Below are 12,860 nucleotides of genomic sequence, written 5' to 3'. Positions count from 1 at the left end.
TCGTGCAGGGCGCGATCGGCTGGGCGACGAGGACGGCACGCTCCGTGGTGGCCGCGCGCTCCTGGCCGTTCGTGGCCGCGCTCGCCCTGGCCCTGGCCGGGTTGCGCCCGAGCAGCGCCGTCGAGCTGCTGCTGGGGTTCGCGATGACGCTGCCATTGATGTTGTACCGCGTCATGCCCGCCGTCGCCGCGGCCCTCATCGCCGCCGGGGTGCTGGTGACGCTGCTCTCCGGTGCGCTGCCGACCGCCGCGGGGGTGGCCGCCCTGGCCGGCGCCTACCTGGTCGTCGGCCTGCGCCGGGCGCGCCCGTGGACGGTGCTGCTCGTCGCGCCGTTCGCCCTCTACGCCCTCTTCCCGGCCGCCCAGGCGACGCCGGCCGGCTCGGGCACCCAGCGCCCGGCCATGGCCCCGCCCGACGGCGCCGCACAGGCCACGCAGGACGGTCCCGGCCGGACGTTCGCGGTGACGTTGTTGCTGCTCACCGGCGGCGCGGTGGCGTTCGGGGGAATGCGGCGGTCGCGGGCCGAGACCATGCGGCGCACCCTCGACGATCGGCTCCTCGCCGACACGCTGCTCGGTCACGCGGCCCGCGGGGAGCGCGCGCGGATCGCCCGGGAGCTGCACGACGTGGTGGCGCACCACGTGTCGATGATCGCGGTGCAGGCGGAGGCGGCCCGGGTCACGACGCCCGGCCTGCCCGCCGAGGGGAGCCAGCGGCTGCTGGCGATCGGGGACACGGCCCGCGCGGCGCTCACCGAGATGCGGCGGCTGCTGGGCGTGCTGCGCGAGGACGCCGGAGCCGAGCCGTCCCGGCGGCCGCAGCCCGGCCTGCAGCAGCTCAACGAGCTCATCGACGAGGCCCGGGGGCTGGGCCGGGCCAGCACGCGGCTCATCGTGCGCGGGGCCGTCGCGCCGCTCGATCCGGGGGTGGAGGTGACCGCCTTCCGGATCGTGCAGGAGGCGTTCACCAATGCCCGGCGGCACGCGCCCGGGGCCGCGGTCGACGTCGAGCTCGACTACGGGCCGGCCGAGCTGCGGATCCGCGTGCGCGACAACGGCCCGGGGGCGGCCCCGCCGGCAACCCCCGGCGGGCACGGGCTGACGGGGATGCGGGAGCGGGCCGCGATGCTCGGGGGCACCATCTCGTCCGGGCCCGGAGCGCTCGGCGGATTCGTCGTGACGGCCCGCCTGCCGATCCACGCCGAACACCCCGTGGTCAGGGCGGCATGAGCGTGCGGATCGTCGTGGCCGACGACCACGAGCTGGTGCGCAACGCCTTCGCGGCGCTGCTGGACTCGCAGGACGACTTCGCCGTCGTGGGGACCGCGGCCGACGGGGCGGAGGCGGTGCGCGTCTGCCGGGAGCGGGGGCCGGACGTGGTGCTGATGGACGTACGGATGCCGGGTCTCGACGGAATCGAGGCGACGCGCCGGATCCTCGCCGAGCCCACCGCCCCGGAGGCGCCGCGGGTGCTCATGCTCACGACGTTCGACCTCGACGAGCACGTCTACGACGCGCTCACCGCCGGGGCCAGCGGGTTCCTGCTCAAGGACGTGACCGCGGAGCGGCTCTTCGACGCGGTGCGGATCGTGGCGGCCGGCGAGGCGCTGCTGGCCCCGACGGTGACCCGGCGGCTCATCGCCGAGTTCGCCCGGCTGCGCCCGGCGACGCGCACGCCCGGCCCGGCGTTCGCGACGCTGACCCCGCGGGAGACCGAGGTGCTGCGGCTCATCGCGGCCGGCCTGTCCAACCCGGAGATCGCCGGGCGCCTGTTCGTCGGCGAGGAGACGGTGAAGACGCACGTGAGCCGGGTGCTGGCCAAACTGGGCCTGCGAGACCGGACCCAGGCCGTGGTGGCCGCCTACGAGCACGGCCTGGTGATCCCCGGCGCCGCCTCAGCCTGACCCCGTCCCCTCGTGGCGACGTACGGCGTCAGCGTCGAGCCGGCGGTCCCGTAGGGGGCGCAACCGGGGGGTTAGACCCACTGTGCGGGGCGGCCCCGGCGGACAGAATTGGCGGCATGAAGGTGTGGCCGTTCGTGCGGCGGGGCCTGATCGCGGCCGCCCGGATGACCGGCGCCGGCGTGCTGCTGTTCCCGGTACACCTCGTGCTGTTCGTCCTCACCGTGGTGTCGTTCGTGCTCACCCTGGCCGGCGTGGGGCTCGTGTTCGCGCCGCTGGTGCAGATGCTCGTCCGGCGGTACGCGAACCTGCGCCGCCGCCTGGCGCGGGACTGGGCCGGGGTGGAGATCGCCGTGCCGTACCGGCCGAGGCCCGACGGGGCGTGGATCGGCTCGCCGCGGCGGTGGATGTGGCTGGTCCGCGATCCGGCGACGTGGCGGGACCTGCTGTGGCTCCTGGGCGGGGCGCCGGTCGGCCTCGCCATGGGCGTCGCCACCGTGGCTTCCCTCGTGTACGGCGCGCAGGGCATCATCCTGGCACCGGTCATCGCGGAGGCGGAGTCGGGAACGTACGGCTACGGCGTCACGTGGCCCGTCGACGACCTCGCCGACTACCTGCTCGTCCCGCCGCAAGGAGCGCTGATCGCGTTCGGCGTGCTGTACGCGGCGCCTTGGCTGGTCTGGGGGCTGGCGAGGTACGACCAGAGTCTCCTCGGGCCGACGCGCAGCGCCACCCTCGAACGGCGGGTCGAGGGGCTCACCCGGACGCGCACGCAGGTGGTCGACGCGCAGGCCGCGGAGCTGCGCCGGATCGAGCGGGACCTGCACGACGGCGCGCAGGCCCGCATCGTGGCGCTCGGCATGAGCCTGGGCATGGCCGAGGACCTGGTGATCCACGACCCGGTGGCGGCCCAGGCGCTCATCGCCGAGGCGCGGGAGGCCAGCGGCCTGGCCCTCGCGGAGCTGCGGCAGCTGGTGCGGGGCATCCACCCGCCGGTGCTGGCCGAGCGCGGCCTGCTCGGCGGCCTGCGGGCCCTGGCCCTGACGCTGCCCCTGCCGGTGACGGTCGACGGCGACCTGCCGGGCCGGCCGCCGGCGCCGGTGGAGTCGGCCGCGTACTTCGCCGCCGTCGAGGCCCTCGCCAACGCCGCCAAGCACAGCGGCGCGACGGCGGCGTGGGTATCGTTGTCGTACCTCGGCGGCGCCCTCTACCTGACCGTCGGCGACGACGGCGTGGGAGGCGCCGCGCCCCGCAGCGGCTCGGGCCTGTCCGGCGTCGAGCGCCGCCTGGCCGCGTTCGACGGCGCCCTGCGCATCGACAGCCCGCCCGGGGGCCCAACCGTGCTGACCATGGAGGTGCCGTGCGCGTTGTCATCGCCGAAGATCTCGCCCTCCTCCGCGACGGCCTGATCCGGCTGCTGACCGCCTACGGCTTCGAGGTCCTCGCCGCCGTCGACAACGGCGCCGACCTGCGCAAGGCCCTGCTGGAACTGCGGCCGGACGTGGCGGTGGTGGACGTACGACTCCCCCCGACTTTCACTGATGAAGGGCTGCGGGCCGCCATCGCCGCCCGCGCCGAGGCGCCCGGGCTGCCCGTGCTGGTGCTGTCGCAGCACGTGGAGCAGCTGTACGCCAGGGAGCTCCTGTCCGACCGCCGGGGCGGCGTAGGGTATCTGCTCAAGGACCGCGTGGCGACGGTCGGCGAGTTCGTCGATGCCGTGCGCCGGGTCGCCGCCGGCGGCACCGCGATGGACCCGGAGGTCGTCTCCCAGCTGCTGGCCCGCAACGCCGGCGCCCCCACCCGCGCCCTGACCCCGCGCGAGCGCGAGGTGCTGGCCCTGATGGCGGAGGGCCGCTCCAACAACGCCATCGCCGCCCAGCTCTACGTCACGGAGAAGGCCATCGGCAAGCACATCAACAACATCTTCATCAAGCTCGGCCTGCCCCCGTCGGAGGACGACAACCGCCGCGTCCTGGCCGTCCTGGCGCACCTGAACGCATGACCGACCTCGTCACCCGCCTGCGCGCCGCCGGCTGCGTCTTCGCCGAGGACGAGGCCCGGCTGCTGTCCGCCGCCGCCCCCGACCCGGCAACGCTGGAGTCCATGGTCGCGCGCCGCGTGTCCGGCGTCCCGCTGGAGCACGTCCTCGGTTTCGCGGATTTCGCAGGTGTACGGCTGGCAGTGACCGAAGGCGTCTTCGTACCCCGGCACCGGACCGAGCTGCTCACCACGACGGCCCGCGCACTCCTGCGCCCCGAGGCGACGGTGCTGGATCTCTGCTGCGGCACGGGCGCCCTGGGCCTCGTCACCGTGCGCGGCGTCCCCGGCGTGCGCCTGGTCGCCGCCGACCTCGACCCGGCCGCGGTCGCCTGCGCCCGCACCAACCTGGCGCCGGTGACGTCGGAGGTGTTCTGCGGCGACCTGTTCGAGCCGCTGCCCTCCGACCTGCGGGGGCGGGTGGACGTGCTGCTGGCCAACGTGCCGTACATACCCACGGCCGAGATCGCCTATCTGCCGGAGGAGTTCCGCGTCCACGAGGCCCGCGCCGCCCTGGACGGCGGCGCGGACGGCCTGGACATCTTCCGCCGGCTCGTCGCCGAGGTCCCGCGGTGGCTCTCCCCCGGCGGCGTCCTGCTGTCGGAGGCCGCCCCGGCCCAGCTGGAGGCGGCGCACGCGGCCCTGCGAGCGGCCGGCCTGACCCCGTCGACCATCACCGACGAGGAGACCGAAACCACCGTCGTCCTCGGCCGCGCCACTCGCTAGGGAACAGCTGCCCGACGTTGTCGGTCAGGTGTAGAGGCGGCGGCCGTAGTTGGCGTCCGCGTAGTACACCTCGAGCTCCTCCACCGTCTCCGGGGTCTCCTGCACGCTCTTGACCAGGTTGGCGTGGGTCGGCAGGGCTTCGGGCGTCCAGGTTTCGGGCTTCCACAGCTTCGAGCGCATGAATGCCTTCTGGCAGTGGAAGAAGATGGTGTCGATGTCGACGACCAGGGCGAGGGCCGGGCGGTGGCCCTCCACGACCAGCGCGTCGAACCACGGCGCGTCGGTCAGCAGCCGGGCGCGGCCGTTGATGCGCAGCGTCTCGCGGCGGCCGGGGACCAGGAAGATCAGGCCGACGTGCGGGTTGCTGAGGATGTTGTGGAAGCCGTCGGCGCGGCGGTTGCCCGGGCGCTCCGGGATGGCGATCGTGCGCTCGTCGACGACGTGCGTGAAGCCCGGCGGGTCGCCCTTCGGGGAGACGTCGCAGTTGCCGGCCGCGTCGGAGGTGGCGACCAGGACGAACGGCGACAGGGCCAGCCATTCGCGGTCGGTGTGGCAGAGGGTGTCGCGTTCCTTGGTCACGGCCCGGGGCATCGGCGACCCGAGCAGTTCCTCCAGTTCTCCCACCGTGGTGATCTGCATGAGCCCCAGCATACGGGTGGTAACAACCTGTAACAGAGCGGATATTGTACGGCCGGACGTGTGCCATTAGCGTCAGCTCATGACGGACCAACGCACCGACGCGTACCGCGACGACCGCGCGCATGTCTTCCACTCGTGGTCGGCGCAGCGGGCCCTCGATCCGGTCGTGGTGGACGGCGGCGAGGGCGCGACCTTCTGGGACGAGTCCGGCCGGCGATACCTCGACTTCGCCTCCCAGCTGGTCAACCTCAACCTCGGCCACCAGCACCCGCGGGTCGTGGCCGCGATCCAGGAGCAGGCCGCGAAGCTGTGCACGATCGCGCCGACCTTCGGCAACGCGGCCCGCAGCGAGGCGGCCCGGCTCATCGCCGAGGTCGCGCCCGGGGACCTGCGGCACGTGTTCTTCACCAACGGCGGCACCGAGGCCAACGAGCACGCGGTCCGGATGGCCCGCGGCACGACCGGGCGGCACAAGGTCCTGGCCGCCTACCGCTCCTACCACGGCGCCACCACCGGCTCGATCACCCTCACCGGCGACCCGCGCCGCTGGGCCAACGAGCCGGCGATGCCCGGCGTGGTGCGGTTCTTCGGGCCGTACCCGTACCGCTCCCCGTTCCACGCCACGAGCGAGGAGCAGGAGACTCAGCGCGCGCTGGCCCACCTGGAGGAGGTGTTCACGTTCGAGGGCCCGCACACGATCGCCGCGGTGATCCTGGAGTCGGTGGTGGGCACCAACGGCATCCTGATCCCGCCGCCGGGGTACCTGGCCGGCGTGCGCGAGCTGTGCGACCGCCACGGCGTCCTGCTGATCGCCGACGAGGTGATGAGCGGGTTCGGCCGCTGCGGCGAGTGGTTCGCGGTCGACCACTGGGGCGTGGTGCCCGACCTCGTCACGTTCGCCAAGGGCGTCAATTCCGGTTACGTACCGCTGGGCGGCGTCATCCTGGGCCCCCGCGTCTACGAGACGTTCGCCGAGCGGCCCTTCCCGGGCGGCCTGACGTACAGCGGCCACCCCCTGGCCTGCGCGGCCGCCGTCGCCACGATCGAGGTCATGCGCGAGGAGTCCGTCCCCGAGCGGGTGCGCGACCTGGGCGAGCGGGTGGTCCGCCCGCGCCTGGAGAAGCTGCGCGAGCGGCACCCGTCGGTCGGTGACGTGCGCGGCCTGGGCCTGTTCTGGGCGATCGAGCTGGTCCGCGACCGCGAGACGCGGGAGATGCTGGTGCCGTACAACGCCGCCGGCCCGGCCGCGAAGCCCATGGCCGAGGTCGTCGCCGCCTGCAAGGAGCGCGGCGTCTGGCCGTTCACCCACTTCAACCGCGTGCACGTGGTGCCGCCGCTGGTCATCTCCGAGGACGACCTGCTGCGCGGCATCGACGCCATCGACGACGCCCTCGAGGTCGCGGACGCCCACGCCGCCTGAGCCCGGCCCGGCCGGCGGCGGGGACCACCTCGCCGCCGGCCGGTCAGACGCGCCACGCGCGCAGGGTAGTCAGACGGTACAAGGCGGCCGCCCGGGGTGAGCCCGTAGCGGCCGCCCGTCCCGGGAACTAGGCGCCGCCGGCGGTCAGGGTGACCGTCTGCGGGGCGAAGGAGCTGCCGACGGTGTCGACGCCGGCCGCCTTGGCCGCGTCGAGCGCCTTCTGCATGTAGTCGTTGGTGTACGCCAGGCCCTCGGGCTTCTTCTTCAGTACCGTGTCCCCGGTCTGGTTCCTGGTGTTCATCGAGATGTCCACGGTGCGGTTCCAGTCGGTCTCGTCGATGAGGCCGACGCCCTTGGCGGCGGGCCACACCAGCTTGTTGACCTCGTTCATCTGCCACAGCTGGTGGGTCTTGCCGAGCTTGGAGCCCCTGGCCACCACCATGTCGCGGCACTCGTCCGGCTTGTCCCGGCAGTAGGCCCAGCCCTTGATCGTGGCGGTCAGGAACTTCACGGTCTGGTCCTGGTACGCCTTGTCCTTGAGCTTCTCGGTGTTGGCCCAGACGGCGTCCTGCAGCATCGAGGTGCCGACCGTCTTCCAGTCGATGATGGCGAAGTCTTCCGGCTGGTACAGCTTGCCGGTGGCCGGGTTGGTCGCCTCGAGCAGCTGGGCGTACTCGTTGTAGGACATGGCCTGCGCGACGTCGATCTCCTTCTTCAGCAGCGCCTGCATGTCGAACTGCTGCTGCACCAGGGTGACGTCCTTGCCCGGGTCGAGGCCGGCCTTGGTCATGCCGGCGAAGAGCTCGAACTCGTTGCCGAAGCCCCAGTTGCCGACCTTCTTGCCCTTGAAGTCGGCCGGGGACTTGATCCCGGAGCTGGCGAAGGCGACCTGGTAGGTGCCGGAGCGGGCGAAGATCTGGCCCACGTCGGTGATGCCGGCGCCCTGCTCGCGCGAGGCGAGGGCCTTGGGCACCCAGGCCACCGCGTAGTCGGCCTTGTTCTGGGCCAGCACGGTCTGCGGGACGATGTCGACGCCGCCTTCCAGCAGCTGCACGTCGAGGCCCTGCTCCTTGTAGAAGCCCTTGTCCACGGCGGCGATGTAGCCGGCGAACTGGGCCTGGTAGAACCACTGCAGCTGCAGCTTCACGGTGGTCATGCCGCCGCTGGTGGTGCTCGTGGGGGACGTGGAATCGGCGGTGCCGCAGGCGGACAGGACAAGCCCTGCCGCGACCACGGCCCCGATGAGGGGAACGCGTTTCATGGGGGGAACCTCCGTCAGGAACGGGACTTCCATGGCATCGCGAGACGCTCCAGCAGGAGCGTGGTCAGGTAGAAGACGAGCCCGAGAACGCAGGCGCCGGCCACGAAGGCCCAGGCCCGGGGGTAGGCGGTGAACGCGGCGGCGGAGGTGATCCGCGCCCCGAGCCCGTCCTGCAGCCCGCCGAAGTACTCCGCGACGACCGCAGCGATGACGGCCAGCGACGATGCCTGCCGCAGGCCGGTGAACAGATGGGGCAGCGCGCCTGGCAGCCGGACCAGGCGGGCGAAGGTCCAGCCGCCCGCCGCGTAGCTGTCCATGAGCTCGCGGTGGGTCGGGTCGACCTCCCGCAGGCCGCGCAGCGTGTTGATGAAGACCGGGAAGAACACGATGATGCCGGCGACCAGCCTGCGCGGCACGCTGCTGGTCGACTCGAACATGTTGTTGAGAATGGGGGCGAGGGCGATGATCGGCAGCGCGTTGAGGACCGCGGCGAATGGCACCGAGACCTCGCTGAGCAGCCTCACCCGGCTGGTCGCCATCGCGGCGAGCACCGCGACGACCGCCCCGCCGACCAGGCCCACGAGGGCGTTGGAACCGCTGGCCAGGGCGGCGTCCCACACGTTGCCGCGCTGCTCGACCAGCTCGGCCCAGATGGCCGACGGGGCGGGCAGGATGAACGGCGCGATGCGGCCCGCCTTCACGATGAGCTCCCAGCCGGCCAGGCCGAGCACGCCGACCAGCACGGGCGGGAGGATGCCGCGGAGGTACTTCATGACCGCAGCGCCTTGCGCACGGCCGTGATGGCGTCGAAGTAGGCGGGCGACTGCCGGGCCGACTCGTCGCGGGACGGCAGGTCGATGTCGATGCGGGCGGTGATCCGGCCGGGCCGGGCCGACATGACCACGACCTGGTCGGACAGGAACACCGCCTCGGAGATGGAGTGGGTGACGAACACGGTCGACGTGCCGGTCTTGGCGCAGATCTGCAGCAGCTCGTGCTGCAGCCGTTCGCGGGTCATCTCGTCCAGGGCGCCGAAGGGCTCGTCCATGAGCAGCAGTGGCGGGTGTACGGCGAGGGCCCGGGCGATCGCCACCCGCTGCTGCATGCCGCCGGAGAGCTGGGCCGGGTAGTGGCCGCCGAAGTCGCTCAGCCCGACGAGGGTGAGCATCTCCTCGGCCCGCTCGCGGCGCCGCTGCCGCGGGATCTTGCGCAGCTCCAGGGGCAGCTCGACGTTGCGCCGCACGGTGCGCCACTCGAACAGGCCGGCCTGCTGGAAGGCGATGCCGTACTCCTGTTCCCGCCGCGCCTGCCCGGCCGGCTTTCCGGCCACGGCGACCGTGCCGGCGGTCGGCTCGATGAGGTCGGCGATGAGCCGCAGCAGCGTGGACTTGCCGCACCCGGACGGCCCGATGAGGGAGACGAACTGTCCACTGTCAACGGTGAGGTCCACATCGGACAGCGCGGTCACCTCGTCGGCTCGGCCCTGATTGAACACCTTGCTGACCCCGGCCAGCGAGACGGCCGTCATACCACGTTCACCTCAACTCGACGCCGGTGACGCATGAGGGGGATCTCGAGCAGGCTCACGAAGCCGGCGACGACCAGGCCGAGCAGGGCCGCGCCGAGCATGGCGGTGTACACCTTCGCCGGGTCGGAGGTGGCCTCGCGGGCGTACTCGATGACGAGCCGCCCGACCCCGCCGCGGGTGCCGGTGGAGATCTCGCCGACCACCGCGCCGACGACCGCGGCCGCGCCGGCCAGGCGCAGCGCCGGGAACAGGAACGGCAGCGCGGCCGGCAGCCGCAGCTTGAGGAACGTGCGCCACCAGCCGGCGGCGTAGCTGCGCATGAGCTCCACGCCGGAGGCCGACGGCGACTGCAGGCCGCGCAGCAGCCCGACGGCGACGGGGAAGAACGCGAGATAGGCGGCGATCGTGGCGACGGTCATCCAGTCCTGCCACGCATACGGGCCGAACGACAGCGCCCCGCTCCAGCCGGCCACCAGCGGGGCGAGGGCGACCAGCGGCACCGTCTGGGACAGCACCACGTAGGGCAGCAGCCCGCGCTCCACCACACGGAAGCGCTGCATGAGCGCGGCGAGCACGAAGCCGATGAGCACCCCGGCGGCGAAGCCGACCGCGGTGACGCCGAGGGTGAACAGGCAGGCGTCGAGCACGACCCGCCAGATGGGCCGCCCACCGGCGAGCTCCGGCTGGCTCAGCCGCTGCACGACGGTGTACAGGTGCGGCATGGACAGGTCGTCGGCCCGGGGCAGGACGCGCACCCCGAGGACGGCGGTGCCCTCGGGATCGCCGACCGCCTTGTAGCCCTCCCAGAGGGCCACGAAGGCGGCGACGCCCGCGAGGGCACCGAGCGTTCTTCTCATGAGACGGCCGGGATGACGTGCTCGCCGTAGGCGGCGAGCGTGGACTCCTTCGCGTCGTGCTGCAGGTACAGGGCGAACTGGTCCACGCCGAGGTCCTTGAGCTCGGCGAGGCGCTGGAGGTGCGCCTCGACCGGGCCGAGGATGCAGAACCGGTCGACGACCTCGTCGGGGACGAAGTCGGTGTGGATGTTGCCGGCCCGGCCGTGCTCGGCGTAGTCGTAGCCCTTGCGGCCCTTGATGTAGTCGGTGAGCACGGTCGGCACGGTCCCACCGGCGCCGTAGCGGGCCACGATGTCGGCGACGTGGTTGCCGACCATGCCGCCGAACCACCGGGTCTGGTCCCGCTGGTGGGCCAGGTCGTCGCCGACGTAGGCCGGTGCGGCGACGCAGAACTTGATGGCGGCCGGGTCGCGGCCGGCCTGCTCCGCCGCCGTGCGGACCGCCTTGATCATCCAGGCGGCGATGTCCGGGTCGGCCAGCTGCAGGATGTACCCGTCGCCGACCTCACCGGTCAGCGCGAGCGCCTTGGGCCCGTAGGCGGCCACCCACACCTCGAGGCGGCTGTCGGGCGCCCAGGCGAACTGCAGGTCCCGGTCGCGCAGGCGCACCGACCGGCCGTTGCCGAGCTCCCGGATGACCTGCACGCACTCGCGCAGCTCGGCCAGCGTGGTCGGGCGGGAGCCCAGCACGCGCACCGCCGAGTCGCCCCGGCCGATGCCGCAGACGGTGCGGTTGCCGTACATCTCGTTGAGGGTGGCGAACAGCGACGCGGTGACCGTCCAGTCCCGGGTGCCGGGGTTGGTCACCATGGGCCCGACGACGACCCGCTCGGTGTCGGCGAGGATCTTGGAGTAGATGACGAACGGCTCCTGCCACAGCACGTGCGAGTCGAACGTCCACACGTGGCTGAAGCCCGCCGCCTCGGCCTGCTTGGCCAGCTCGACCACGCCCATCGCGGGCGGGTCGCACTGCAGCACCACCCCTACGTCCATGCCGTCACCGCACCTTCGGGAAGCCGAGGTCGACCTCGGACGTGGCCGGGTCGGGCCAGCGCGAGGTGACGACCTTGCTGCGCGTGTAGAACTGGATTCCTTCGGGGCCGTACATGTGCAGGTCGCCGAAGAGCGAGGACTTCCAGCCGCCGAAGCTGTAGTAGGCGACCGGGACGGGCACGGGGACGTTGACGCCGACCATGCCGCAGACGACGTCGTACTGGAACTGCCGCGCCGCCCCGCCGTCGCGGGTGAAGATGGCGGTGCCGTTGCCGTACTCGTTGTCGTTGACGAGCTGGACGGCCTCGTCGTAGCTGCCGGCCCGCACGACGGAGAGGACCGGCCCGAAGATCTCGTCCCGGTACAGCGCGGAGTCCGGCGTCACCTTGTCCACAAGGGACGCTCCCAGGAAGAACCCGGGCCCTTGGCTGATCGGCGCGGCCCGGCCGTCGACGACGACCTCGGCGGCGCCCGGCTCGGCGAGGTAGCCGGCCACCCGGTCGCGGTGCTCGCGGGTGATGAGCGGGCCCATCTCGGCGGCCGGGTCGGTGGCCGGGCCGACCGCGATCCGGCCGATCCGCTCCGAGATGGCGGCGACCAGCGGGTCGGCGACCGCGCCGACCGCCACGACGACGGAGACGGCCATGCACCGCTCCCCCGCCGAGCCGTAGCCGGCGGAGACGGCGGCGTCGGCGGCCGCGTCGACGTCGGCGTCCGGCAGTACCACCATGTGGTTCTTCGCACCCCCGAGGGCCTGGACGCGCTTGCCGGCGCGGGTGCCGGCCTCGTAGACCGCCCTGGCGATGGGCGTGGACCCGACGAAGCTCAGCGCCTGCACGTCGGGGTGCTCGATGAGCCGCTCGACGGCCTCCCGGTCGCCCTGCACGACGTTGAACGCGCCGTCGGGCAGCCCGGCCTGGCGCAGCAGGTCGGCCAGCAGCAGCGAGACCGACGGGTCCTTCTCGCTGGGCTTGAGCACGAACGTGTTGCCGCACACGAGCGCGTTGCAGAACATCCACATCGGCACCATGGCCGGGAAGTTGAACGGCGTGATGCCGGCGACGACGCCGAGCGGCTGGCGGATGGAGTACACGTCCACGCCGGTGGACGCCTGTTCGCTGTAGCCGCCCTTGAGCAGGTGCGGCGCGCCCGTGGCGAACTCGATGTTCTCCAGCCCGCGGGCCAGCTCCCCGGCGGCGTCGGCGACGGTCTTGCCGTGCTCGGCGCTGACCAGCGACGCGATCTCCTTGCGGTTGGCGTCGACGAGCTCGCGGAAGCGGAACATGACCTCGGCCCGGCGCGACAGCGACGCGGCCCGCCAGGCCGGGTAGGCGGCCAGGGCGCTCGCGACGGCGGCGTCGGTCTCGGCGGCGGTGGCCGCGACGACGTAGGCCTGCTGCTCGCCGGTGGCCGGGTCCCAGACCGGCAGCTGCCGGCCGCTGGTGCCGGGCACGGCCTGCCCGTCGAGCCAGTGCTTGATCTCTCGCATGTCTGTGCAAC

13 protein-coding genes are annotated in these 12,860 nt (G+C 72.8%); 6 read left to right on the top strand and 7 right to left on the bottom strand.

Annotation, left to right across the window (positions count from 1 at the left end):
- Positions 1 to 2: 2 nt before the first annotated feature.
- The 5 genes from ABD352_RS56120 (at position 3) to ABD352_RS56100 (ending at position 4,663) form a co-directional block, all read left to right on the top strand.
- Positions 3 to 1,229: a sensor histidine kinase gene (locus tag ABD352_RS56120; RefSeq protein ID WP_344620899.1), complete on the top strand. Its 1,227-nt coding sequence runs from the start codon at positions 3 to 5 to the stop codon at positions 1,227 to 1,229.
- Complete coding sequence (locus ABD352_RS56115; RefSeq protein WP_344620898.1) at positions 1,226 to 1,903, top strand: response regulator; 678 nt, start codon at positions 1,226 to 1,228, stop codon at positions 1,901 to 1,903. Before ABD352_RS56120 ends, ABD352_RS56115 begins: the two co-directional genes overlap by 4 nt.
- 116 nt (positions 1,904 to 2,019) lie before the next feature.
- Positions 2,020 to 3,309: a sensor histidine kinase gene (locus ABD352_RS56110; RefSeq protein WP_344620897.1), complete on the top strand. Its 1,290-nt coding sequence runs from the start codon at positions 2,020 to 2,022 to the stop codon at positions 3,307 to 3,309.
- Positions 3,261 to 3,902: a LuxR C-terminal-related transcriptional regulator gene (locus tag ABD352_RS56105; protein ID WP_344620896.1), complete on the top strand. Its 642-nt coding sequence runs from the start codon at positions 3,261 to 3,263 to the stop codon at positions 3,900 to 3,902. Before ABD352_RS56110 ends, ABD352_RS56105 begins: the two co-directional genes overlap by 49 nt.
- Entirely contained in the window at positions 3,899 to 4,663 is a 765-nt protein-coding gene (locus tag ABD352_RS56100) for a putative protein N(5)-glutamine methyltransferase (protein WP_344620895.1), read from the top strand. The genes ABD352_RS56105 and ABD352_RS56100 overlap by 4 nt, the downstream gene beginning before the upstream one ends.
- A gap of 24 nt (positions 4,664 to 4,687) precedes the next feature.
- Here the strand turns inward: ABD352_RS56100 and ABD352_RS56095 are convergent, their stop codons facing one another.
- Positions 4,688 to 5,302 carry a pyridoxamine 5'-phosphate oxidase family protein gene (locus ABD352_RS56095; RefSeq protein WP_344620894.1) on the bottom strand — a complete coding sequence of 205 codons (615 nt, stop codon included), beginning with the start codon at positions 5,300 to 5,302 and terminating at the stop codon, positions 4,688 to 4,690.
- A 79-nt stretch (positions 5,303 to 5,381) separates the two neighbouring features.
- Between ABD352_RS56095 and ABD352_RS56090 the strand changes: the two genes are divergently transcribed.
- Entirely contained in the window at positions 5,382 to 6,722 is a 1,341-nt protein-coding gene (locus ABD352_RS56090) for an aspartate aminotransferase family protein (RefSeq protein WP_344620893.1), read from the top strand.
- A 127-nt stretch (positions 6,723 to 6,849) separates the two neighbouring features.
- Here the strand turns inward: ABD352_RS56090 and ABD352_RS56085 are convergent, their stop codons facing one another.
- Genes ABD352_RS56085 through ABD352_RS56060 form a run of 6 tightly spaced genes read right to left on the bottom strand, consistent with a single transcriptional unit; the run spans position 6,850 to position 12,849 of the window.
- On the bottom strand, positions 6,850 to 7,983 hold the full coding sequence (locus ABD352_RS56085; RefSeq protein WP_344620892.1) for an ABC transporter substrate-binding protein: 1,134 nt from the start codon (positions 7,981 to 7,983) through the stop codon (positions 6,850 to 6,852).
- Between the two features lie 14 nt (positions 7,984 to 7,997).
- Positions 7,998 to 8,756, bottom strand: a complete 759-nt coding sequence (locus tag ABD352_RS56080) for an ABC transporter permease (protein ID WP_344620891.1) — start codon at positions 8,754 to 8,756, stop codon at positions 7,998 to 8,000.
- Positions 8,753 to 9,511, bottom strand: a complete 759-nt coding sequence (locus ABD352_RS56075) for an ABC transporter ATP-binding protein (RefSeq protein ID WP_344620890.1) — start codon at positions 9,509 to 9,511, stop codon at positions 8,753 to 8,755. The genes ABD352_RS56080 and ABD352_RS56075 overlap by 4 nt, the downstream gene beginning before the upstream one ends.
- Positions 9,508 to 10,368, bottom strand: a complete 861-nt coding sequence (locus ABD352_RS56070; RefSeq protein WP_344620889.1) for an ABC transporter permease — start codon at positions 10,366 to 10,368, stop codon at positions 9,508 to 9,510. Before ABD352_RS56070 ends, ABD352_RS56075 begins: the two co-directional genes overlap by 4 nt.
- A complete protein-coding gene (locus ABD352_RS56065) occupies positions 10,365 to 11,360 on the bottom strand; it encodes a TIGR03842 family LLM class F420-dependent oxidoreductase (RefSeq protein ID WP_344620888.1) in 996 nt (331 codons plus the stop codon). Before ABD352_RS56065 ends, ABD352_RS56070 begins: the two co-directional genes overlap by 4 nt.
- 4 nt (positions 11,361 to 11,364) lie before the next feature.
- Positions 11,365 to 12,849, bottom strand: coding sequence for a CoA-acylating methylmalonate-semialdehyde dehydrogenase (locus tag ABD352_RS56060; protein ID WP_344620887.1), 1,485 nt, complete (start codon positions 12,847 to 12,849; stop codon positions 11,365 to 11,367).
- Positions 12,850 to 12,860 lie beyond the last annotated feature (11 nt).

Origin of the sequence: Dactylosporangium salmoneum (assembly GCF_039532525.1) — a bacterium.
Classification (GTDB): domain Bacteria; phylum Actinomycetota; class Actinomycetes; order Mycobacteriales; family Micromonosporaceae; genus Dactylosporangium; species Dactylosporangium salmoneum.
Note: the sequence above shows the minus strand (reverse complement) of the source record. Positions and strands in the feature narration are given on the sequence as shown.